Source organism: Oceanicaulis sp., from assembly GCF_051859625.1.
In the GTDB taxonomy this organism is placed as follows: Bacteria; Pseudomonadota; Alphaproteobacteria; order Caulobacterales; family Maricaulaceae; genus Oceanicaulis.
Genome location: NZ_JBHYFH010000001.1, coordinates 1,764,483 through 1,787,741 on the forward strand (window position 1 = coordinate 1,764,483; position 23,259 = coordinate 1,787,741).

General features: G+C 62.9%; 14 protein-coding genes. 9 read left to right on the forward strand and 5 right to left on the reverse strand.

Translation table 11 applies throughout. The annotated features are described in order from the left end of the window. Positions 1–62 precede the first annotated feature (62 nt). Positions 63–1,208, forward strand: coding sequence for a pentapeptide repeat-containing protein (locus tag ACTIGF_RS08365; protein WP_439636417.1), 1,146 nt, complete (start codon positions 63–65; stop codon positions 1,206–1,208). Here ACTIGF_RS08365 and ACTIGF_RS08370 read toward each other — a convergent pair. Then, a complete protein-coding gene (locus ACTIGF_RS08370; protein ID WP_439636418.1) occupies positions 1,205–2,140 on the reverse strand; it encodes an alpha/beta fold hydrolase in 936 nt (311 codons plus the stop codon). The two genes, ACTIGF_RS08365 and ACTIGF_RS08370, sit on opposite strands and share 4 nt — an antisense overlap. Before the next feature lie 70 nt (positions 2,141–2,210). Between ACTIGF_RS08370 and glpK the strand changes: the two genes are divergently transcribed. The 3 genes from glpK (at position 2,211) to thrS (ending at position 7,099) form a co-directional block, all read left to right on the forward strand. After that, positions 2,211–3,692, forward strand: a complete 1,482-nt coding sequence (gene glpK / locus ACTIGF_RS08375) for a glycerol kinase GlpK (protein WP_439636419.1) — start codon at positions 2,211–2,213, stop codon at positions 3,690–3,692. Positions 3,693–3,790: 98 nt separating this feature from the next. Continuing rightward, positions 3,791–5,134, forward strand: a complete 1,344-nt coding sequence (gene hemN, locus ACTIGF_RS08380; protein WP_439636420.1) for an oxygen-independent coproporphyrinogen III oxidase — start codon at positions 3,791–3,793, stop codon at positions 5,132–5,134. Between the two features lie 123 nt (positions 5,135–5,257). Continuing rightward, the gene (gene thrS, locus ACTIGF_RS08385) at positions 5,258–7,099 is read left to right on the forward strand and encodes a threonine--tRNA ligase (RefSeq protein WP_439636421.1); all 1,842 of its coding nucleotides are present in this window, start codon (positions 5,258–5,260) and stop codon (positions 7,097–7,099) included. 76 nt (positions 7,100–7,175) lie between these two features. Here the strand turns inward: thrS and ACTIGF_RS08390 are convergent, their stop codons facing one another. From ACTIGF_RS08390 to ACTIGF_RS08400, 3 genes are all read right to left on the reverse strand, one after another. Continuing rightward, on the reverse strand, positions 7,176–10,472 hold the full coding sequence (locus ACTIGF_RS08390; RefSeq protein WP_439636422.1) for an efflux RND transporter permease subunit: 3,297 nt from the start codon (positions 10,470–10,472) through the stop codon (positions 7,176–7,178). Then, positions 10,469–11,629: an efflux RND transporter periplasmic adaptor subunit gene (locus ACTIGF_RS08395; protein ID WP_439636423.1), complete on the reverse strand. Its 1,161-nt coding sequence runs from the start codon at positions 11,627–11,629 to the stop codon at positions 10,469–10,471. The genes ACTIGF_RS08390 and ACTIGF_RS08395 overlap by 4 nt, the downstream gene beginning before the upstream one ends. A 163-nt stretch (positions 11,630–11,792) precedes the next feature. Beyond that, on the reverse strand, positions 11,793–13,100 hold the full coding sequence (locus tag ACTIGF_RS08400) for a hypothetical protein (protein ID WP_439636424.1): 1,308 nt from the start codon (positions 13,098–13,100) through the stop codon (positions 11,793–11,795). Between the two features lie 254 nt (positions 13,101–13,354). Between ACTIGF_RS08400 and ACTIGF_RS08405 the strand changes: the two genes are divergently transcribed. Genes ACTIGF_RS08405 through ACTIGF_RS08415 form a run of 3 tightly spaced genes read left to right on the forward strand, consistent with a single transcriptional unit; the run spans position 13,355 to position 18,101 of the window. After that, positions 13,355–13,927: a TetR/AcrR family transcriptional regulator gene (locus ACTIGF_RS08405; protein WP_439636425.1), complete on the forward strand. Its 573-nt coding sequence runs from the start codon at positions 13,355–13,357 to the stop codon at positions 13,925–13,927. Beyond that, positions 13,924–14,988 carry an efflux RND transporter periplasmic adaptor subunit gene (locus ACTIGF_RS08410; RefSeq protein ID WP_439636426.1) on the forward strand — a complete coding sequence of 355 codons (1,065 nt, stop codon included), beginning with the start codon at positions 13,924–13,926 and terminating at the stop codon, positions 14,986–14,988. The genes ACTIGF_RS08405 and ACTIGF_RS08410 overlap by 4 nt, the downstream gene beginning before the upstream one ends. 26 nt (positions 14,989–15,014) lie before the next feature. Next, on the forward strand, positions 15,015–18,101 hold the full coding sequence (locus tag ACTIGF_RS08415; protein ID WP_439636427.1) for an efflux RND transporter permease subunit: 3,087 nt from the start codon (positions 15,015–15,017) through the stop codon (positions 18,099–18,101). Here the strand turns inward: ACTIGF_RS08415 and ACTIGF_RS08420 are convergent. Continuing rightward, a complete protein-coding gene (locus ACTIGF_RS08420; protein ID WP_439636428.1) occupies positions 18,098–20,035 on the reverse strand; it encodes a glycosyltransferase in 1,938 nt (645 codons plus the stop codon). The genes ACTIGF_RS08415 and ACTIGF_RS08420 overlap by 4 nt on opposite strands. A gap of 149 nt (positions 20,036–20,184) precedes the next feature. Here ACTIGF_RS08420 and ACTIGF_RS08425 point away from each other — a divergent pair, with 149 nt between their 5' ends. Together ACTIGF_RS08425 and ACTIGF_RS08430 are read left to right on the forward strand one after the other, a co-directional pair. After that, positions 20,185–21,105: a hypothetical protein gene (locus ACTIGF_RS08425; RefSeq protein WP_439636429.1), complete on the forward strand. Its 921-nt coding sequence runs from the start codon at positions 20,185–20,187 to the stop codon at positions 21,103–21,105. 152 nt (positions 21,106–21,257) lie between these two features. Beyond that, the gene (locus tag ACTIGF_RS08430; protein ID WP_439636430.1) at positions 21,258–23,189 is read left to right on the forward strand and encodes a hypothetical protein; all 1,932 of its coding nucleotides are present in this window, start codon (positions 21,258–21,260) and stop codon (positions 23,187–23,189) included. Positions 23,190–23,259: the final 70 nt, after the last annotated feature.

A 23,259-nucleotide genomic window follows, 5' to 3' on the forward strand; every position in this document is an offset into this window, starting at 1 on the left:
GCGTGGAACGGAACATTAAGTTCAACTGTTGAGACTGGAAGGAGATTTTGGGAGAGACTGGAATGCCATTGGACCTGTCGGTCATCGCGGCTCATGAAGCGTTCATCGCTGGCCGCGCCGGCGGCTGCCGCGCGTATTTCCGTTTTCAGGATCTCGCTGGCACGTCCTTGATGAAGCGCAAGCTCGACGGCATTGAGTTCATCGGCTGCGACCTATCTGAATCAAGCTTTGCTCTGGCCTCGCTGGTGACCGCCTCCTTTTACTGTTCAAGCCTGAAGCGCGCCGATCTGCGAGGCGCGGATTTATCGCGCGCGGATTTGCGGGGCGCGATCTTGCGCGGTGCGGATCTGTATCGCGCCAATCTGGACGGCGCGGACTTCCGCAAGGCGGTTCTGTACAAGGACGAGCGCGACGCCGAGTTCAAGCACAATGACTGGCTGATTGACGCGGAGGGTGATGGCCGTGATGGCGCCGTGGACTTCCGCGACTGCACGCTAAGAGGCGCTCGACTGAGCGCAGCCAAGCTTAAGGGCGCAGACTTTTCTGGCGCCATGCTGGACGGCGCCAAACTGAACCAGGCTGATTTGCGCGATGCAAATTTTGAAGGCGCAGTCCTGACGGGCGCGGATCTGAACGGCACACGTCTGGACGGCGCGAATCTGGAAAAGGTCGTCCGTGACCCGGCTGAGGCGGCGTTGTCGCGCGCCGATGATCTTCGCAAAATGCTCGAGATGAGCGATCTTTACACACGCTCCCGCGGCGAACAGGGGCAGCGTGGTAATTTCGAGGGCGAAGACCTGCGCGTTCTCGGTCAGGCTTTTCGTGAGAAAGGATTGATCGGCGCCAATCTGCGCGGGGTTTGCGCGGTCGGCATGGACTTCTCCAACGCGTCCCTGATCGGCGCTGTGTTCGCCGGCTCTGATCTGCGCGGCGCCAATTTCACCGGCGCCAATCTGAAGGGTGTGAACTTCAAGGACTGCAATCTCAATCACGCCATCTTCAAATCAGCCGATTTGCGCGCCTTTACCGGCAATACAGGTCGCGCCTTCCTGCCGGCGTTTGATGGCGCGTCCACCCATGCGGCGCGATTTGACGGCGCGATGATGGACCGTGAAGCGCTTGGGCTCTCGCCTTCCGAGAACACGGGTCCCGGCGCGCAGTCAAAGACCGAAGACGCTGGACTGCCGGGAGAGGCGAAAGTCTCCTAGCCTTGCTGGCGGGCCACGCGTTCCGCCCAGTCGGCGAAGTCAGATTGCGCGGTTTCATACCCGATATCATTGAGCGTCTCGTGCCGCGCTTGCGGATCGCGCCGCATGGTGACGTCAGAGAAGCGCGCATTGTAAAGCCGCGAGGCGAGCACTTTCGCCGCCTGGCCCTTGTCGGTCGCGGGGTCTTCGCCGCCCGCCGCCAGATGGATGGCGAGGTCTGTGCGCATGGCGCGCAAACGGTTCTCGCTTTCACCCAGCTCCGTGCCCTCGATCAGATCGCGCCAGAGCGAGATCGAGGCCGGCCACCCGCAATCAGGATCATTGATATAGGCGTCCACTTCTTCGGGAATGCGCGACAGCCAGTCAAAGTCAGTGCGATGGCCTTTGACCTGCTTGCCCCAGGCTTTGAAGGTCAGCCCTTCCAGCCAGGTGGACGCCGACTGGGGTTTCTTGAACAGGCTTTCGATATTGAGCACGCCGCGCATCAGGCCCGCCCGGCCGCCAATCGCCAGATTGGAGTTCCAGACCGCAAGCCCTGCAATCTCGCCCTTGCGTTCCATGGCGTGGTTCATCGCCACGACCCCGCCCATGGAATGACCAAAGACGATATGGGGCAGGCCGGGGAAGCGCGCCTTGAGATGGTCTTCCACCGCCAACGCGTCCTGGATGACCTTGTTCCAGCCCTTGGGCGCGCCGAACACGCCGCGGGGTGCGTCTTCGGCTGTGGTTTCGCCATGGCCGCGATGGTCATGGGCGGCCACATGAAAGCCGCGGCCCGCCAGATAGGCGGCGAAGCGGGCGTAACGCGCGGAATGTTCGGCCAGGCCATGATGGATCTGAATGACGCCCAGCGGTTGGCCTTCGGCCTCTTGCACATGCAGGCGCAGGCTTGCGCCCGTGGGGCTTTCAAAAGTTTCCGCAACAAACGCCATGAGGGCATTCTCCATCCGGTCAGAACAGCTTAGCTTGACCTCTACCATAGACTGCCCGGAGCGTTTCACCATGTCCCGTCCTGCATTGCTGGCTCTTGATCAGGGCACGACGTCGTCGCGTGCATTGGTCTTTGACGAGACCGGGCGTGTGATCGCCACAGCCCAGGAAGAGTTCGCCCAAGGCTATCCCCAGCCGGGCTGGGTTGAGCATGATCCCGAAGTGATCTGGGCGACGGTCTTGTCCACCGCCCGCAAAGCCATGAGCGCTGCGGAATCCCAAGGGTGGACGGTTCAGGCCATTGGGGTCACCAATCAGCGCGAGACGACTTTAGTCTGGGACCGCGAGACAGGTCAGCCCATCCACAACGCCATTGTCTGGCAGGACCGGCGCACGGCCAAAACCTGCGCCAATTTGCGCGCCGAAGGCGCCGAAGCGCTGGTGCGCGACCGGGCGGGGCTGGTGCTTGATCCCTACTTCTCCGCGTCAAAGCTCGCCTATATCCTCGATTCCGTTTCCGGCGCGCGGGTGAAGGCTGAGGCGGGCAAGCTGGCCTTTGGCACGGTGGACAGTTTTCTGATCTGGCGCCTGACGGGCGGCCGTGTTCACATCACCGATGCCACCAACGCCAGCCGCACCAGCCTTTACGCGCTAGAGGCCGCGGACTGGGATGAGGATTTGCTGCGCCTGTTCAATGTCCCGCGGTCGGTCCTGCCGGACGTCGTGGACAGCGCGGGCCGGTATGGCGAGAGCGACGCGTCCATTCTGGGCCGGGCGATACCCATTTGCGCTGCGGCGGGAGATCAACAGGCGGCGGCGCTGGGGCAGGCTTGCCTGCATCCCGGCGAGGTGAAATCGACTTATGGCACTGGCGCGTTCTTGCTGGTGAACACCGGCGACACGCCCGTCAGGTCTGAAAACCGGCTTCTGGCGACCACGGCCTGGCGGTTGAACGGCCAGTCCGCCTTCGCATTGGAAGGCTCGATCCTGTCGGCGGGCGCGACAGTGCAATGGCTGCGTGACGGGTTGGGGATGATCGCACGCTCGTCTGAGATCGAAGCGCTGGCGCAAAGCGCAGACCCCGAATGCGGCGTCTATCTGGTGCCCGCCTTTTCAGGGCTCGGGGCGCCGCATTGGGATCCCGATGCGCGCGGCCTGTTGTGTGGGCTCAGCCGCGGGGCGGGCCGGGCGGAGATCGCGCGCGCCGCGCTTGATTCCACCGTGTACCAGACCCAGGACCTTCTGACGGCCGTGGCCAGTGACGGGGTGGATGTGCGCACCTTGAAAGTGGATGGCGGCATGGCCGTCAATGACGCGCTGATGCAGCGCCTGGCGGACATTTGCGCGGTCGAGACCGTGCGCCCGGTGAACGCCGAGGCCACCGCCTGGGGCGCCGCCTTCCTGGCGGGGCTTGGGATCAGCATGTTCTCGGACCTGTCTGAAGCCGCGACGCTGTGGCAGGCCGAACGGGCGTTCGCGCCGCAGCTGGAAGACGCCGCGCGCCAGCGCCAGATGGCGGGCTGGCATGACGCGGTGCGCCGCACCCTCAGTTAAGGCCTGCGACCGGTCGCCGCGTGCGACGTCCGGTCCTCTGCTCTGTCCGGGCCTCGCACGCTACAGCGGGGCCATCTTGTACAGAAGTGGAGCCCGTCATGGCGTCCCGGATCAATACTTTGCTGCGCTATGGCCAAGAGCGAAGCCCGCGCTACACCAGCTATCCCACCGCCCCGCACTTTCATGAGGGCGTCAATGCCGACGTCTATGGAGACTGGCTGGACACGCTGGATCGCGGCAAACCGATCTCGCTCTATCTTCATGTGCCGTATTGCAAATCCCTGTGCTGGTATTGCGGCTGCAATACCCGTGCGACCACTCAGGACGGGCCGGTCGAGGCGTATCTGAAGGTCCTCTTGCAGGAATTGACGCTGGTCGCGGATCGCTTGCCGGGCCGGATGACGGTGTCGCATCTGGCGCTGGGCGGCGGCACGCCGGCGATCCTGACCCCTGCACAGATGGACCGCCTGATGAGTGCGATCCGTGAGCGGTTTGATTTTGTAGCGGACGCGGAGCTCGCCATCGAGATCGATCCGCGGCATTTCACGCGCGACGACGCCCAGGGTCTGGCGCGCAATGGCTTCACCCGCGCCTCAACGGGCGTGCAGAGCTTTGATCCGGCGGTGCAGCGCGCGATCAACCGCATTCAGCCCTATGAAGTGGTGGAAGCGGCGTTCAACAGGCTGCGCGAGGCCGGGGTGATGAAGATCAACGCCGATCTTCTTTATGGTCTGCCGCTTCAGACCGAGGATAGCGCTCGCGCCAGTGCGGAGGCTGCGGCGGCGTTGAACCCGGACCGTCTGGCGGTGTTCGGCTACGCCCATGTGCCGCACATGAAATCGCATCAGCGTCTGATCAAGGATGAGGATCTGCCCGCCGCCAAGGCGCGCCTGAAACAGGCGGACGCCATGGAGGCGGCGTTGGCGGCGTGCGGTTATTCGTTGATTGGCATTGATCACTACGCCCGCCCGGATGACCCCATGACGCGGGCGCTTGAAACCGGAACCCTGCGCCGGAATTTTCAGGGCTACACCACGGACAAGGCCGAGACCCTGATCGCGCTGGGCGCGTCCGCCATCGGTCAGACGCCGCAGGGCTATATGCAGAACAAGGCCGATGTGCGCAGCTGGATGCTGGATGTGCAGGCCGGGCGCCTGCCTGTCGGCAAAGGCGTAATGGTCAGCCGGGAAGACGCCATGCGCGCTGTGATCATCGAACAGGTGATGACCTATCTCAGCGTTGATCCGGAAGCGGTGGCGGCCTGCTATGGCTTGCCTGCGCCCCGGGCGGATCTTGAGGCTCTGACCCGATCCGGCGTGGTGACGATCGAGAGCGGCCGGGTCATCGTCAACCCGGCCTACCGTCCGCTGGCGCGGCTCGTGGCGGCGGCGTTTGACGGTTATCTCGCCTCAAGCGCAGCCCGGCATTCGGTCTCGGTCTAGGAATTTGAAGGCGTGCGGCGCAGCACGCTTTATGGACAGGCCCGAAGTGAGGATTTAAACGGAGATGAGCGTAATGTTCTTACGTTCATCCCAACCTCTTTTTGTCATAGAAGCCTGAAAATCATGTCGCAGGATAACTTCCCGGTAGAGACGCGCCGTCACTCCGCAGCTCACTTGATGGCTGCGGCGATCAAGGACCTCTGGCCGAACGCCAAGTTTGGCGTGGGTCCGGCGACCGCCACAGGGTTTTACTATGACATCCAGCTCGAAGAGCCGCTGACGGTCGAGGATCTGCCCAAGATCGAGAAGCGCATGAAAGAGCTGCGCAAGAAGAAAAAGAAATTCTATTGCGAAGCGCACGGCATTGACGAAGCCATCGACTACATGGCCAAGGAAGGCCAGGACTTCAAAGTCGAGCTTCTGAAACTGCTGCGTGACAAGGGTTCGACCGCCATCGCCAAGGAGACGGGTGATGAATCCGTCGCGGGTGAAGGTCTGGACGAGATCACCTTCTATCGCACCGGCGATTTCGTCGATCTGTGCCGCGGACCGCATGTGGACCATTCCGGCCAGGTGGGTGAGTTCAAGCTGCGCTCCATCGCCGGCGCCTATTGGCGCGGCGACGCCAAGAACGCCCAGCTGCAGCGTATTCACGCCCTGGCGTACGAGACCAAGGACGAGCTTGAGGCGGAAGTGACCCGCCTGGAAGAACAGGCCAAGCGCGATCACCGCAAGATCGGCAAGGAGCTGGGCCTGTTCACGCTGGTGGAAGAAGTGGGCGCCGGCCTGCCCATGTGGCTGCCCGCGGGCAATGTGATCCGGGACGAGCTGGAGAAGCTCGCCCGCATCACCGAGCACCGCGCAGGCTATCGCCGCGTCTCCACCCCGCACATCACCAAGGGCGAGCTCTATCACCGCTCGGGGCATTTGCCGTTCTATGCGGACGACATGTATGCGCCGATCATGATCGACGAGCAGGAATACTATCTGCGTCCGATGAACTGCCCGCACCACCACATGATCTACGCGCATGACCAATGGTCCTATCGCGATCTGCCGGTGCGTCTGTCCGAATACGGCCAGGTTTATCGCTATGAGGCGTCCGGCGGTCTGTCGGGCCTGATGCGGGTGCGCGGTTTCTGCCAGAACGATGCGCACATCTATTGTCGCGCTGACCAGGCCAAGGACGAATTCCTGGATGTGATGCACATGCATGCGGACTATTATCGCCTGTTCGGCATCGACGATTTCTGGATGCGCCTGTCCCTGCCGGACATGGAAGACCTCGATAAATATGTCGATGACGCCGAGGGCTGGAAGACGGCGCTCGACATCCTCAAGCAGGCCATGGACGAGTCTGGTTATCCGTATAAGGAAGTGGAGGGCGAGGCGGCCTTTTACGGTCCGAAAGTCGACTTCATGGTGAAGTCGGTGGTGGGCACCGAATACGCCATTTCCACCAACCAGCTCGACTTCATGGCGACCAAGCGCTTTGAGCTTCAGTACACCGCCGCTGATGGCGATAAAAAGCCGGTCTATGTGATCCACCGTGCGCCGCTGGGCAGCCATGAGCGGTTCACCGCCTTCCTGATCGAGCATTACGCCGGCAAGTTCCCGACCTGGCTGAGCCCGACCCAGGCGGTGGTGATCCCGATTGCGGATCGTCACGAGGAGTATGCGCAGGCGGTGAAGGACAAGCTCTTCCTCGCCGAGGTGGATTCGGTGAACACCGGTGTCCGTGTCGAAACGGACTTCGCCTCTGAGCGGATGCAGAAGAAAATCCGCAACGCCCAGAACCGCCAAATTCCTTACATGCTGGTGGTCGGCGATGCGGAAGCGGAGAACGGCGAAGTGGCCGTGCGTCACCGCGATCATGGCGATCTGGGCACGATGAAGGTCGAAGACCTGATCGCCCGCATCGCCAAGGAGCAATCGGGACGCGCGGATTTGCCGAAGCCTGAATAGACTGCGCGTAGCAGCAAGAGAAAACGCCGGCCCATCGGGCCGGCGTTTTTGTGTGCATGCGCAAGGAGTGGGATGGTCAGAGCGCCGGGGCGCGCTGACGGCGTCGCCAGACCCGCCAGCCGATCCCGCCGCCGACGGCCGCCAGCACCAGTAATCCGATCACGCCCGCCACATTGAGCAGGACCAGCGCGGCGATAAGTCCGGCGATCCCGGCCAGTGACATCAGGGGCGCGCTGCGCAGATCGTCGATGATCAGCACCAGCGCCGGCAACAGCATCAGGATGGAGATGGAGGCGAAGACCAGTCCCGCGCCCAGCGACACCGCCATGGGGACCAGAAACTGCGCTTGCGGGCTTTGCTCGGCGATGATCGGCAGCAGGCCGAGCGCGGTGGTCAGCGTCGTGACCAGAATGGGGCGGAAGCGGCGGCCGGCGGCTTCGGCGATCGCGTCCACGGACGACATGCTGCGTTCGGCGAGGTTGAGATTATAGCGGTCGATCAGCACGATCGAGGCGTTCACCACCACGCCGGACAGCGCCACCATGCCGAAAATGGATGGGAAGGACAGCGGATAGCCGAGGATGAAATGCCCCAGAATCGCACCGCCAATGCCGAACGGAATGGCGATCAGAATGATGATGGGTTGCACATAACTGCGCAGCTGGGTGGCGAGCAGGGCGTACATGATCACGATGGCGATCAGCAGACCCCGGCCCAGGCTCGCGAAATCCTCGGCCTGTTCGCGCCCGGCGCCCGCCAGGGTCCAGCGCAGCTCTGGATATTGCTCCACGAGTTGCGGCAGCATGTTGGTTTCAACCAGCGCTCGCGCTTCGCCAGGGGTCAGGCGCGCTTCGTCCACATCGGCGGTCACTTCAACGATGCGGCGTCCGTCAATGCGTTCGATCCGGGTATAGCTGCGGCTTTCGGTGAGGGTGGCGGCGACGCTGAGCGGCAGGCTCTGTCCGTCTGCGGTGCGAATGCGCAGATCGGTCAGGTCTGACAGGCCGACACGCTCGTCCTCTGGATAGCGGACAAAGACCCGCAGCTCATCGGACCCGCGCTGGATGCGTTGCACTTCTTCACCGAAGAACGCCTGACGCACTTGTCGGGCCACATCGCGCGGGCTCAGGCCCGCCGCCTCGCCCGCCGGGGTGAGGGTGAAGTTGAGCTGGCGCTTGCCGATGTCGAGCCCGTCCTCGATCTCTGACACGCCGTCGAGCTGGGCGAGGGATTCCGCGAGCTGGCGCACCGCAGCTTCCAGAGACGGGGTGTCAGGGTGGGATAATTCATAGGCGATGTCTGAGTCCTGCGGACCCGCCGAGGAGATGATGGAGAGCTGCTCCACGCCCGCCAGCTGGCCGGTGCGTTGGCGCCAGAGCGCTTCCAGTTCGGACGAGCTGGTGGTCCGGTCGGCGGACGGGGTCAGCTGAATCTGGATCTGGGCGGCGTTGGACGCGATGGTCGTGGTCGAGCTGGAGCCTGGCCCGCCAAACAGGCTGGTGCGACCGCCAATGGTCGCTTCGATGGATTTGAACACCGGTTCGCCGTTCTCGGCGTATTCGCGCTGGATGCTTTCCGCGGCGGCGATCATGTGTTCGGCGGCGTCACGCGTCGCTGTGAAGGGCGCCCCGTCGGGAAGGCTGATATCGGCGGTGATCTGTTCTGATTCAATCGCCGGGAAGAACACGAAGCGGACGATCCCCGAGGAGGCCAGCGACATCACCAGAACCAGGATGGCGATGCCGGCGGCCGCCACCAGCCAGCGCATGCGCGCCGCGAAGCGCGCCCAGCGGCTGACGGTTCCATCAGCGAAGGCGGTGAGAAGCCGGGCCACCCGCTCCTGAATCCGCGCCAGCGGACCGCGCGACCAATGACCGCCGTGTGCGAGGTGGGACGGTAGAATCAGGAAGGCTTCGATCAGGGACACCGCCAGGATCGAGATGACGACGATCGGGATGGGGCGCGTGATCTCGCCAAAGGTGCCGCCGGAAAAGATCAGCGGGCCGAACGCGGCCATGGTGGTCAGAACCCCGACCAGAACCGGCGCAGCCACACCCGTGACGCCCGCGATGGCAGCGTCTTCGTCAGAACGGCCCTTCTGTCGTTCGCGGTCGGTGTTCTCGCCCACCACGATGGCGTCATCCACCACGATCCCCAAAACAACGATCAGGCCGAATGTGGTGATGAAGTTCAGCGTCACCCCGGCCATGCCGAACAGGGCGAACCCGCCCAGGAACGAGATGGGCACGCCCATGGACACCCAGAAGGCCAGGCGCAGATCGAGCACCAGAACCAGAAGCAGGAACACCAGGGTGAAGCCGATGATGGCGTTGCGCGCCAGCAAGGAGATCCGGTCGCGGAAGATCTGGGACTGATCGACCACGAGCTCCATCTGCACGCCGGGCGGCAAGTCCAGGGCGTCCGCGAACGCCATGGCAGTGTTGCGCACGCCCAGAAGATCTTCAGAGCCCTGGGTCTGGACATCAATGAAGACCGCGGGATGACCGTTGAAGCGTGAGATCAGCGGGTCTTCCTCAAACCCGTCATTGATCTCGGCCACATCGCCCAGACGGACCCGCGCCCCGGTTTCAGACGAGCGCAGAATGATGTTTTCAAACTCGGCGCCGGTCTCGCGTCGGGCGTTGGTGCGCAGAAGGATGTCGCCGGCCTGGGTACGGATTTCTCCGCCCGACAGGTCGACGGAAGCCGCGCGCACGGCGTTGGCGACCTCCGAGAAGGTCAGCCCGTACTGGCGTAGAGCATCTTCGGAGACAGAGATCGAAATCTCCAGCGCCCGCACGCCGCGCAAACGCACGGTGGAGATGCCGTCTTCGGCCAGCATGTCGCGTTCAATGCGCGAGCCTGTCTCACGCAAGGACGCTTCATCCACCGTACCGGTCAGCGCGAAGGTGAGAATGGTGGTGACAGGCTGGGGCACGCGGATCTGGGGCTGCTCGGCGTCAGCGGGCGGGAAATCAGCGATGGCGGAAACGGCGGTTTCCACGTCGTCCTTGACCACTTGGGCGTCGGCGAAGTCCTGCAGCTCGATGGTCACCGTGCCGCGACCTTCCGAAGCGACCGAGCGGACCCGGTCCACCCCTTCCAGCCCGATCACCGCTTCTTCGATGCGGCGGGTGATGGAATCTTCCACATCCCCGGGCGTTGCGCCGGGATAGATCACCGCCACCTGCACATTGCGCGGTTGCAAGGTGGGAAACACTTCGGTCTGCAAGGTCCAGGCGGTGATGGCGCCGCCCAGAAGAAACAGGATCATTAACAGGTTGGCCGCAACGGGATTGCGGACGAACCAGGTGATCAAGCCTTTGCCGGGCCAGGTTGAATGCGCGGAAGGGGGCAGAACAGGGTCGGTCACTGAGCCGCCCCGTCAGCGGTGAGAATGTTGGCGCGGCGTCCCAGAGCGTTTTCCGGGACGGGGGTGATGATCACGCCCTGCCCGAAATCGAAGGGGCGCAGAAAGACCTGATCGCCGACGCGATCCAGCACGACGACTTCGATCTCCTCGATGCGGCCGTTGCGCACGATCCGAACCTGGTTCAGGCCTGCGAGCGCGGACGCAGGCGCCACGACGCTCTCATCCAGATCCGGTCCAGAGACCCGAACATCAACGAACTGCCCGGGACGCAGGGCGTCTGGGGACGTCGGCTCGATGAACAGGTCGATGAAGCGGGTGCGCGCATTCAGGCTGGCGCCCTCTCGAACAATTTCACCTTGAAGCGTGACGGCGCTCTCGCCGACAGACAGCTCGGCCTGACGTCCCACAGCCGGGGTCAGGCGTTCCAGATCAGCAGGAGCGATCGGAGCGACGATTTCCAGGCGGGAAATGTCATAGACCGAGCCATAGCTCTGACCGGCGCTGACCAGTTGCCCCGCTTCGACGCGGCTATCAATCACACGGCCGCGGAAGGGAAAACTGATCGCGGTGCGTTCAAGATTGAGGCGGGCCTGGGACAGGTCGGCTTGAGCGGAGGCGACGCGCGCCCGCGCCGCGGCCAGTTGCGGCTCGCGGGCGGCGAGGGGCGTGATCTCGCGATTAGGGTATTGGCGGCGCCATTCAGCGCGGTTGATTTCGGCTTCAGCCTCAAGCTGGTCGAGTGCGCTGCGCGCATCAGCGAGGCTGGCCTGTGCGCGGGACACCGCAACTTCGTAATCGCGTGGATCGATGCGAAACAAGACCTCGTTCGGCTCAAAGTGAGCGCCGGCGCGCACGGCCTCCGACACCTCAATGACGCGTCCGCTGACTTGCGGAGTCAGCGTGACGTCAGACGGGGAGGCGACGGACCCGGTCAGGGCGATTTCCACCTGATGGGCGGCTTGCGTCGGGCGGATGATCTGCACGGGCGTTGCAGCGCGTTCTGGCGCGGCCTGGGGCTCGCGCCCGCCGCCAGACGATAAGACCGCTGTCATGATCATGGCGAGTATGATGACTGCAACGATCGCGGCGATCTGTATCCAGCCGACCCAGCCTGATTTCTCCGGCTCGGCCCCATCCTCTTTGGTCGAGATCTGCATGCCCAACCAATCCCCTTATAAATCCTGCCCGGATCGGATTTAGCACGGACCTGAAGACCCGCCATCATTGAATGGCGATTTTTACAGCTCAGAGGAGAAGCGACGCCAAAAAAAGACCCCGCCGGGTGGCGGGGTCTTTGAAAGGACACCCCGGCGCGGGGTGTCAGCGCACGTCAGCACTCGCTTCAGACGCCTGCGCCAGGTCGGAAGCCTCAGATGAAGTCGACTCGACCTGTGCGAAGCCCAGAGCCTCGCCGATATTGGGGAGATGGCCTGTGGCCAGGAAGGGCAGGCCCAGCGCCATGGCCACTGAAATCACAAGACCGATCAATGCGCGGATAATGTCAGTGGTCACGTCAAAGGCGGCGTCTTTAACGCCGCGCAGTTTCGCAACCCAGGAAATGGCCAGTTCGCGCCCCGCCAGCAGGCCCAGGAAGACCCAGGTGGTGCTCATGGGGATATCGTTGATCTCCTTGAAATACATCAAGATGACGCCAAAGGCGAAATCAACGACGGTGGCTGCGCGCACATCCACGGTGTTGGTTTTGGACAAAACGATCTTTTGAATCTCGCCGCCCCGGGCCGCGAAGATCAGAGCGTGCAGGCCTAGCATCAGCAAGGTTGCGAAGATCAGCAGTCCGAACGAGAAGGTGACGCTGACATCGCCGGACACCGGGTCCACAACGGTCTCGCGCGGCAGGTAGACGAAAATATTCGCCAGATCCTGCATCAGCCATTGCGACCACAAGAAGCCGGTCGAAAGCCATTGCAGAACGTACCAGGTGTTGAAGCGATGCGTGGCCAGGGCCACCGCGATGCTGCCGACAAGGACCAGTCCCGTGGCGATCCAGTTGGCGTTGGCGAGGTCCGGCAGGGTCGGGCCGTTCACCAGAAGATAAACAAGCAGCGCCGTCAGGCCGGCGACGATGGGAATGGCCCAGTTGGGTGCGCCATGGTCTTCAACATCCGTCTTGAACACCCAGGTCTCGAACATGCGTGAGATCAGCGCGAAGAGCACCGCGCCGGCGCCGAAGGCGACCAGATAGCCCAGCAGGGATTTGATCATCATGCTGCCCAGCACGCCCGCCGTGGCTGAGCCGCCGGTCAGGGTGAAAATGGTCAGAACGAGGAAGGTGGTGGAGACCGGGATACCGAACCGCGTCAGTATCAACAACACAAGCGGCGGCAGGATATGCCACCATTGAATGCCGGTTTCGGGATAGGGGATGCGGTTCAGGCGTCCAAAGGCGATATCGCCGTCATGGCCGAAATATCCGTAGAGCATCACCGCGACGATGATGGCGGCGGCGAAGGCCCAGAGCACCAGCCAGGGGCGTTTGGCGTTTGAGGCCAGAAATGTTCCCAGTGTCTGGATGACATCGTTCGCCACGATGGCGTAGGCGGCGAACATAAAGCCTATCAAGCCAAATAGCGGGACCCCGAAAACGCCCAGCTGACCAAGATCCGCCATGAGATCATATCCTAATTGTTCAGGCCCCTCGCAGCACCGGAGCGCTGTTGTGCGCCACCCGATAGCAAGGGCGAGGCGATGCGGGAAGTCAAAGCATCGGCTGGAGCCGTCTTTTTCAAGATTCTGTCACATGAGGGTCCAAACGGGCGCCCTTTGAAACAAAGTGTGTACCGTCTGGTCGGTTTGGGCTTGAAAAACCGTCCAGACGGTATAGATGCAGTGCAGCATAATCGCGTGAAATTGGAGCCCCGGTCTTGAAGCACGCCGCCCCTGACGCTGCGCCGACTGAAAAAGTCAGCACCTCGGATTTGATTTTGGACGCCGCCGAGCGCGTAGTCGCGCGCGACGGCGCTCATCTGACGATTGATGCGGTGGTGCGCGAAAGCGGGTTTTCAAAAGGCGGGGTGCTTTACAATTTCCCGTCAAAGCAGGCGCTGATCGAAGGGATGATCGCCCGCATGACCCACGGATTCCTGCAGCGGCATGAAGACGCCAAGACTGCGGCTCAAGCGCAAGGCGCGCCGTCAGCTTCCGCCCTGTTCCGGGCGTTCTTTGATGACAAGAGCGTGGATCGCCAAGTCTATATGGGCCTTCTGGCCGCGCTCGCGGAAAATCCCGAGCTGATCAAACCGGTCAGCCAGGTGCATCAGAAAATTCGCGAAGACATTCTGGCGGAAGCTAAGGACGCAGTGCTCGCCCGCATCGCCATGCTGGCTGCGGACGGACTTCATTTCGCGGAAATTCTTGGCCTTGAAACCTGTTCGACTGATGAGCGCGAAGCCATAGAAGCTCGCCTGATCGCTCTTGTGACGGAGCCTCCCCGATGATCATACGTAACCTGTTGCTGGCAGCGAGCGCCCTGGGCGTTCTGGCGGCGTGCTCGCCCGCGGAGACGGAAGAACAGGCGCCGCCCAGAGCCGCGCGCATTGAAACCGTGCAGGCGGCTGCGACGTCTAACCAAAGAGAATTCGTGGGACGTGTGGAAGCGCGCCTCACCGTCGACCTTTCCTTTCAGGTCGGCGGTCGCCTGGCGGAGTTTCCGGTGTCGGAAGGCCAGCTGATCGAGCAGGGCGCACTGGTCGCCCAGCTTGAAACCCAGGATTTCGAACGCGCCCGTCGCGAAACGCAGGTTCAGTTGCAACAGGCGCGTCAAAATCTGGATCGGCAACGTACGCTGAATGAGCGCGGAATCGCGTCTGACGCTGCGCTGGAAGATGCGCAGACAGCTTACGATCTGCGCGCCGTCGCCCTCGACACCGCTCGTCAGAACCTGGAGTACGCGACGATCAACGCGCCCTTTGACGGGCTGATCAGCCGACGGCTTGTAGACAATTACACCACCGTCTCGGCAGGCCAGCCTGTGGTGCGCATCCAGGACGTCAGTGAGCTGCGGGTCGCCATTCAGGTGCCCGAAAGCCTGATTGCTCAGGTGGACCGCGGTGACGAGCCGGAGATGGTTGCGCGCTTCCCGTTCCTGCCCGACCAGAGCTTCGAGCTTGAGTATCGTGAGCTGGTGGCCGAGCCGGATCAGGCCTCTCAGACCTATACCGCTCTGTTTGCCCTGCCCGACTCCGTGCCAGCCAACATTCTGCCGGGGATGACCGCCTCTGTGACGGTCAATCTGCCGCAAAGCCTGTCAAACCAGGCGCAGGGCGTCGTCGCGCCGCTGTCCGCGCTGGCGTCCAATCCCGACGGCAGTTTCTCGGTCTGGGTCTTTGACGCGGAGTCCGGCGCCGTCAGCCGTCAGCCTGTGCTCGCGGGCCCGATCGAGGGGGGGCAGGTGGTCATCCATACGGGGCTCGAGCCGGGAGATGAAATCGTCACCGCCGGTGTGAACGCGCTTTATGAGGGGATGCTCGTGCGCCCCATCACGCCCAGCAATCGCTGACCGACCGAGACACGGAGCGTCTGATCATGACCGAAACCGCCCAGTCCGGGGTCGGCGGCAAGTTCAATCTTGCCCGACTGTCCATCGAACGTCCGGTTCTGACCTGGCTTGTCATACTGTTTTGCCTGTTTGGCGGGATCCAGGGGTTCATGTCGGTCGGGCGCCTGGAAGATCCAGCCTTCACCATCAAGGAAGCCATCGTCATCACGCCCTATCCCGGCGCGACGGCGGAGGAAGTTGAAGACGAGGTCACCGAGCGGCTGGAAACCGCCATCCAGCAGATGAGCCAGCTTGACGAGGTGTTCTCTGAAAGCTCGCCGGGCGTCAGCGAGATTCACGTGCGCATGCGTGATGAATTTGACGGCTCACAATTGCCGCAGATCTGGGATGAGCTGAGAAAACGGGTCAGGGACGCCGCGCCAACCTTGCCGCCCGGTGCTGGAACCTCGCAGGTTCTTGATGATTTTGGTGATGTTTACGGCATTCTCTACGCCGTCACCGCGCCGGGATATTCCGATCGTGAAATCCGCGATATCGCTGATGATCTGCGCCGTGAATTGCTGGTGGTGGACGGGGTCTCCAAGGTTGAGGTCGCCGGCGTCACTCAAGAACGCATCTATATCGAGATATCACAGGAAGACCTCGCGCGTCTCGGGCTGCCGGTCGAGGCTGTGCTCTCCACGCTCTCCAATGAAAACGCGGTGGTCTCAGCCGGCGAAGCGCCTTCGGGCGATCGTTTGCTGCGCATTGAAATGCCCCAGTCCATCGGCGGCGTTGAATCCATCGAGAACCTGCTGATTTCACCCCGTGATGCAGGCCAGACGCTGCGTTTATCCGACATCGCAAACGTGACGCGCGCGCCCGTCGAGCGGGCGGATGTCTACATTTATCATAATGGCGAGCCGTCCTTCACCCTGGGCGTTGCGGGGCTTGAAGACGCCAATATCGTCGATGTGGGGGAAGCTGTGGAAGCCCGGCTGGCCGAGCTGGAGCAGGATCTGCCGGTCGGCGTCGAGCTCAAGCCGATCTATGAGCAGCACACGGTCGTGGCGGAAGCGACGAACGGGTTTCTGGTCAATCTGGCGATGTCGGTCGCCATCGTCATCGGCGTGTTGTGCCTGTTCATGGGCTGGCGGGCCGGGGTGACGGTGGGCGTCGTGCTGTTGCTGACGGTGCTGGGCACGTTGTTCTTCATGAACGCCTTTGACATCACCATGCAGCGCATCTCGCTGGGCGCCCTGATCATCGCCATGGGCATGCTGGTGGATAACGCCATCGTCGTGACCGAAGGCATCCAGGTGTCCGTGCAGCGTGGCGACGACCGGATGAAGGCGGCCGAAGACGCGGTCTCCTCCACCCAATGGCCGCTGCTTGGGGCCACAATCATCGGCATCATGGCGTTCTCCGGGATCGGATTGTCGCCTGACTCAACGGGCGAGTTCCTGTTTTCGCTCTTCGCCGTCATCGGCATTTCGCTGGTGCTGAGCTGGATTCTGGCGATCACGGTCGCCCCGATGATCGCCTATCATCTGTTCAAGGGGGAGAAGGCCAATCCTGACGACCCGCATGGGCTCGGCATTTATGGCCTTTACCGCAATATGCTGGTGAGGACGCTCAAGCACAGGATCGTCACGGTCGCCGCGCTGGTGGCGGTGTTCGTGGCCTCCATCATCGGGTTCGGCTCGGTCAAGCAGGCCTTCTTTCCCAATTCAAACACGCCGATGTTCTATGTGAACATGACCATGCCCCAGGGCGCGGACATTCTGGCGACAGACGCGGTGATCCGCGACGTGGCGCGCTTTGCCGGCGAACAGGAGCACGCCCGTTCGGTGGATGCGTTTGTGGGGCGCGGCGCCACACGCTTCATGCTGACCTATTCCAGCGAACAGCCCAATCCCGCCTATGGCCAGCTGATCGTGCAGACCGAAGCGCTGGACGAAATTCCGCCGCTGGCGGACGCCATCATGGCGTATGTGACCGAAACCTACCCTCAGCTCGAAGCCCGGTCGGAGCGGATCGTGTTCGGCCCGCCTTCCGGCGCCCAGCTGGAGGCGCGCTTCATGGGGCCGGACGCCGCAGTTTTGCGCTCGCTGACCGAAGACGCCATACGGCGGCTCAGCGAGGCGGGCGAGTTCCGCGACCTGCGGACGGACTGGCGTAATCGCGAGCTGGTGCTGGTGCCGCAGATCCTGCCTGATCGCGCCAGAACCATCGGCGTCACCCGCGCGGATGTCGCGGATGCGCTCAGCTACGCCACCTCAGGCTCGCAAGTGGGCGTGTTCCGTGAGGGGGATCTGCTGATCCCCATCGTGGCGCGCGCGCCTGACTATGAGCGGGTTCAGCCTGACAGCCTGACCGACCGGTTGATCTGGAGCCCCTCCCAGGACGCCTATGTGCCGGTCAGCCAGGTGGTCAGCGGGTTCGAACTGGAGGCCCATGAAAGCCTGATCCAGCGTCGCAACCGGGTGCGCACCCTGACGGTGCAGGGCAATCCCGCATCTGCAGACACCACCGCGGCCTCGGCATTCCCCCGCTTTGCAGAAGTGATCAACGGCATTGACCTGCCTCATGGCTATTCGGTCGAATGGGGCGGGGAACACGAAGCCTCCAGCGAAGCCAATGAATCGCTGGGCGGCGTCTTGCCCGTCAGCTTGCTGGTGATGCTGATGACGAGCTTCGTGCTGTTTCAGAGCGTGCGCCAGCCCCTGATCATCTGGCTGATCGTTCCTATGGCGATCTGCGGCGTCAGCATGGGGCTTCTGGCCACCAATGTGGCCTTCTCCTTCACCGCGCTGTTAGGGTTGTTGTCGCTGTCCGGGATGCTGATCAAGAACGCCATCGTGCTGGTGGACGAGGTCGATCAGCGCATTGCGCGCGGCGATCCGCGCTTTGACGCCATGGTGAAGGGCTCGGTCAGCCGTTTGCGGCCGGTGCTGCTGGCGGCGGGGACGACGATCCTGGGCATGACGCCCCTGATCTTTGACGCCTTCTTCCAGGGCATGGCGGTGACCATTATCTGCGGTCTCGCCTTCGCGACGATCCTGACCATGATCGCCACGCCGGTCTTCTACGCCCTGTTCTTCAGGATCAAGGATGACGAGGTGGCGGCCTAGCCGACAAGCGGCGGTTTCTGGCGCGGCTTGGGGGCGTCAAAGGCGCGCTCGGCCTTCCGGCTCGGGAAGATCAGCGAAAGCGTCGATCCCAGCGTGTAATACGAGCGCAGGAACCTGAAGCCCATATAGAGCGGCAGGATCGGGATGAGGTCGAGCCGTCTCCAGACGATCAGCACGAACAGCGCCAGCACGAAGGGCATGCCCATCACCACGGCCACGACAGTGGCGAAGCCGGGGTGGCCGTACACGCCGCCAAACAGGAAGAACACGATCAGGCCGTAGATCAGCAGCGGCGTCATCATCGCGCGCCGCGCGCCATTGAGCAGGGTGAACGGCAAGGCGACATTGCCGATCACCGAGCCATTGCGAAACAGCATGTCCCGGTTGTGCGCGGTGACATGGTAGAGCGAGCGGAACCAGCGTGTGCGCTGCTCGCGCAGGAAAGCGAGCGTGTCCGGCGTCTCGGTGTAGAATTTCGCCTTGGGGTCCGCGACCATGCGATAGCCCAGCGAGGTCATGCGCAAGGTGATGTCGGTGTCCTCGCCATTCATGCCTTCAGTGAAGCCGCCCGCCTCGTCCAGCGCCGATTTGCGATAGATCACGAACATGCCGGGCAGGCCGAACACCCCGCCGAACGCGCCGAAGCCCACTTGCACGAAGCCATGGCGCATCAGCACTTCGATGGCGCGCACCTTGGACAACAGCCCCTCGTCCGCATGCGGCAGAGGCAGCCCGCCGACGCCGCCCACGGCATTCCGGGCGAAATGGCGCATGGCGGTTTTCAGCGTGTTGGGCGCAATCACCGTGTCGGCGTCGATGCGGACGACAAAGCCTTCCTCAATCAGGTCCAGGCCTCGATTGAGCGCCCGGGCCTTGCCCGCAATGGTGCTCGTGTCCACGCGCCAGCCCGCCAGGTTTTCGCACCGCGCCAGGGTCGTCTCCGCCAGTTGCGCGGTGTCGTCGTGCGAGCAGTTCTCCATCACGATCACCCGCACATCGCCGTCATAGCGCGCCGCCGCCGCATCCACAGCCAGAAGCGTCTCGCGGATCTGGTGGGCTTCATTGTGCGCCGGGATCATCACGGCGACCGGGGGCGAAAAGGCGCGGCGGCGTGAGATCTGGTTGCGTCCCCATCCCAGAACGGCCAATTGCACCCCCATCACTTGCTGGGCCAGGAACACGCCGGGGCCCATCCCGCCCAGCAGCGCGATCGAGCGCAAGTAATCAGCTTCAGGCTGGAACACGGACGACACCAGAATGGCGACGATCGCCGCAACGCCGCCGGTGACGAACAACAGGCTGTATTCGTAAAGCTTGCCGTCACGCAGCACCGGAGTTCCTGAAGCGGTCGGCAGGCGCGCCTGGCTGATCAGGGTGTGCGGGAAGATGATCAGCCCGGCCATGCCGGCGAGAAATTGCTGGAAATGGACCGGCCAGACCGCACTCACCCATCGCCAGCTCAGCCAGGCGGCCAGGTCGATCACAATGCAGGCCAGCGCAAGCTTGAGCAGGAAGCTCATCGCCAGCACGACCCGTTTGCCCGGCGTGCCATAGGCGAACAGCGCATAGGTCAGAAAAAAGCTCAGAAGAAAGGTGCGGACCGGCAGAACCGCATTCATCCGGTCTGCGGTGAAGCCGACGAAGTCTCGCGGTATGGCGACGTCAAACAGGGCGCGGCTCAGCTCGGGCAGCGCCAGAAGGATGATGGAGAAGAAAGCGAACGCGGCGAGGGCGAAGTCCTGAACCTCTCTGGGCCGCGCGACGGAGACGCCGACGGGCGCGGAGTCCACAGAGCGGAAGAAGTCCGCCTTACGCCCCTGATCATCCAGACGTATCTGCGGAGCGTCCCGTTTCAGGACCGGTTCGGTCTGTGCGTCTGCGGCATGCGCCTTGCGAGTGGAATCGCGAAGCGGCGGGTCGGTGTCTTTGAGCATGGTCGGGACGCCCTACCGCTTCATGGCGCGTTCAGAATTGATCGCGTACTGGTTGACTGCAGCTTTTAACGAAGCATTAACAGTCGGAATTCGGAAGGGCAATTCATCCGGACTGACGGGTGAAGACGGGTGACATCATGACGAATTCCATGCGTACCAGCATGTTGGCGGCTGGACTTGCTGTTGTCAGCGCCGGCGCCGCTCAGGCTGAGGGGCGTTTTGAGCTTCAATCGACCAATATGATCGCCCGGTCTGATCCGTTTTCAGCTGATGAGGAGCTGGCCTACGCAGGTCCGGCGGTGTTCGATCTTGAGACAGGTGTTGACTCAAACACCTGGCTGCGCCGCGTGCAGCCGCTTTCAGGTCGGCAGGTGCTTCGGTTTGAGGGGCAACTGCGCGTGCGCGGATACGCTGACCGGGACGAACTCAATTCCGTACTGGTCACGCCGCGGGTTCAATACTGGAACACGACCGCTGACAACCGCCTGCAGGTGCGTCTGGCGGCGGGCTATAGCGCGCTGAGCCGGGATGGCGATGCGCACTGGACGCGGCCCGAAGCCGAGGCGCAGCTGCGCTGGCGTCCGCAAGGCGATCAGCGACTTGAAACCGTCTTCCGCGTGCGCGCCAACGCCTATGATTTCGAGCGCGCCGATCTTCAGGGCTTGGACTCAGAGCGAGTGCGGGTCGGTCTCGAGCAGTTTTTCCGGCCTGTGGATGACAATTTGGTGCTGCGCATCTCGGCCTATTTCGAACAGGCCGAAGCGGATGAAGACCGCTTTTCCTTTGATGAAACCCGCTTGCGCGGTGAAGTGATCTGGTCGCTCGACGACAAAAGCTCCGCAGCTCTGGTCGCTGACTATCGTGACCGCGATTATGACGACGCGTTTTCGGCGCTTCAGCCGGTCGCGCGTTCAGATCAGCGCTTTGAGATCGAGGCGCGCTACGAGCGCCAGATCGCAGAGCGGGTCAGCGCGTTTGTGGCGGCTGGATATCTGGACAATGAGTCCAATATCCAGACCCGCGATTATGGCGGCGCCACCTTCCGCGCCGGTTTTTCTTTCCGGATATGATCGGTCACCACAATGATGACACAGTATCGCCGGGACGCCGCCCGACTTGACGTCTTTAAGGGTTGGGTAAGAAACGCGTCGAAGGCTCACAGGCCTTGTCGTGAGGCGTTTTATCGCTGCGGGGGCGGCGACAGGTCCGGGGCTAATCCAGCATGAAAACCAATCGTGAGTACAAGCGCAGATTCCCCTGGTTTTCTGCATCCCTCGGCATTGTCGCGCTCGCCAGCGTGGCGACGCTCTTCGTCTCGGGGCAGCTGAACGCCGGACAGGGCGAGTTCGGATTATTCGTGCGCCAGGTCTTTGATCGAATGACCAGCGCGCAGGCCGCGCTGGGCCGTGATGGTCTTTATGACATCAGTCTGGCTGACGCGGGCCATGAAGACGGCCTCGTCGTGTCTGGATACCCCTCTTACGCCTCCGCCAGCCTGCCTTTGGTGCGCGATCAGCGATCGCGTGCGGTCCGGCTCGTTCTGAGCGGCCGTCAGGATGTGAGTGTGGACGCCGTGACGGCGTTGCGGGTGACGGTGAATGGCCGACGCGTGATGGAGCGCGTGCTGGCGCCAGGCCAACGGGATTTCACCTGGGTGTTTGACCTGACCGAACAGCTTGAAGGCGCCGCGGATGCACGCGTCGGCGTGCAGCTGGCAGGAGACGTGTCCGCCCAGGTCTGTCATTCGGACCGCTCCATGGGCGCTGTGCTCAGCCTGGCTCCGACCTCCGGTCTGGAGATCGAGCTGGAGGGACCGCTCACGTCGGTGCGGGATGTGCTGGCCTTGACCCCGCGCCAGGTGGTGATCGCCATGGATGACGGCGAAGCCTGGTTCGAGCTCGCGACCCGGTTGGGCGCGCGGCTCAATCGGAACGGTTTTGCGGTCACCATGATCAATCTCGCCGACGCGTCGGCGGTCGTGGAAGCGGGCGCGGAAGGCGTGATCCTGGCGGGTTCGCGTGAAAACCTGCAGCGCGCAGGGTTTCTGTCAGTGGATGAGCGTGCGCCTGCGGGCGCCAGCCTGTGGCGGCGCGCCGGGCACACCATGGTCGCCGTCACGGATGCGGAGCGTATCGACACCGTGCGCTTTCTCACCAGCGAGCTGTCTGCCATCGCCCGTGGGATTTCGGTCAATCCGGTTCAATTCCTGTCTGCTGAAGGCCCGTCGGTGCTGACGCTTGACCGGCTGGGCGTGGACACCAGCGTGCAGCAGGTCGCGGACCGTCGCGAATGGCGCTTCAGCTATGTGTTGGCGGAGTCGCCGCAAGGCCGGGTCGCCGATGCCGTGGGACTTGATTTCCGGCTGCCGGATGGTCCGACGGGGGTGACGACTGTCGCTCATGTCGCGCTGAATGGTGAGCTGATTGATTCTCGCCGGCTGAACGGTTCGGGCCAGAACCGCTATCGCGTGGAATTGCCGACGGCGCGGCAGGGTCTTTTGAATGATGTCGCCATAGCCCTGCAGCGCCAGCGCGATGATGGCGGGTGTGAGATTTCCCAGCAGCGGTATCCGGTCCAGCTGGCGAGCGACAGCGCGCTCCTGTTTGAAAGCGCGCAAGCGGGTCAGGGTTTCACCCATTTGCCCGAGCGGTTTGCGGACGGTCTGGAAGTGCGGCTGCCCGACGTGATGAGTGCGTCGCAGAGGCTGGTCATGGCGCGTGTGACGGCGGATGCGCTGGCCTTGTTCGCGCCCTCCAACGCGCCGCTCACCTATGTGTTCTCCAGCACCGATAATGGTCGTTCCGGCCCGGTGGAGCGGCCCTTCCTGGCGATCAACAACACGCCCGTGAATGCGCAGGCGCCCTTGCGGGTGTATGCGGACCGGCTGGTCATCGAGACCGGCGCCGGGGTGGATGCGGACGTGCGGGCCTTGTCCAACCTGACCTTGTTGCAGGTGTCGCGCGCTGAAATCGCACCGGAAGCTCCACGCCAGGAGCCGCGCTTCGCGCCGGGTCTGGTGGTGCACGCCATTGATGATGCGCCCTCCATGCGCGGCGCGCATCTGGGACAGAATCCCGTGGCGATCATTCATGCGGACGGGGTGGCGATGTCGCCCGGCGGTCAGGGCCTGCCTAGCGCCATAGGCTTCGATTAATCCATTTCACGCTATGTTAAGACCTTCGCAAGGTGAGTGCGATCTGGTGTCAGTCTAACTGACGCAGGGA

Excerpts from the sequence above, each read along its gene's own strand:
- ACTIGF_RS08365 (WP_439636417.1), top strand. The coding sequence starts at position 63 with ATGCCATTGGACCTGTCGGTCATCGCGGCTCATGAAGCGTTCATCGCT.
- ACTIGF_RS08370 (WP_439636418.1), bottom strand. The coding sequence starts at position 2,140 with ATGGCGTTTGTTGCGGAAACTTTTGAAAGCCCCACGGGCGCAAGCCTG.
- glpK (WP_439636419.1), top strand. The coding sequence starts at position 2,211 with ATGTCCCGTCCTGCATTGCTGGCTCTTGATCAGGGCACGACGTCGTCG.
- hemN (WP_439636420.1), top strand. The coding sequence starts at position 3,791 with ATGGCGTCCCGGATCAATACTTTGCTGCGCTATGGCCAAGAGCGAAGC.
- thrS (WP_439636421.1), top strand. The coding sequence starts at position 5,258 with ATGTCGCAGGATAACTTCCCGGTAGAGACGCGCCGTCACTCCGCAGCT.
- ACTIGF_RS08395 (WP_439636423.1), bottom strand. The coding sequence starts at position 11,629 with ATGCAGATCTCGACCAAAGAGGATGGGGCCGAGCCGGAGAAATCAGGC.
- ACTIGF_RS08400 (WP_439636424.1), bottom strand. The coding sequence starts at position 13,100 with ATGGCGGATCTTGGTCAGCTGGGCGTTTTCGGGGTCCCGCTATTTGGC.
- ACTIGF_RS08410 (WP_439636426.1), top strand. The coding sequence starts at position 13,924 with ATGATCATACGTAACCTGTTGCTGGCAGCGAGCGCCCTGGGCGTTCTG.
- ACTIGF_RS08415 (WP_439636427.1), top strand. The coding sequence starts at position 15,015 with ATGACCGAAACCGCCCAGTCCGGGGTCGGCGGCAAGTTCAATCTTGCC.
- ACTIGF_RS08420 (WP_439636428.1), bottom strand. The coding sequence starts at position 20,035 with ATGCTCAAAGACACCGACCCGCCGCTTCGCGATTCCACTCGCAAGGCG.
- ACTIGF_RS08425 (WP_439636429.1), top strand. The coding sequence starts at position 20,185 with ATGCGTACCAGCATGTTGGCGGCTGGACTTGCTGTTGTCAGCGCCGGC.
- ACTIGF_RS08430 (WP_439636430.1), top strand. The coding sequence starts at position 21,258 with ATGAAAACCAATCGTGAGTACAAGCGCAGATTCCCCTGGTTTTCTGCA.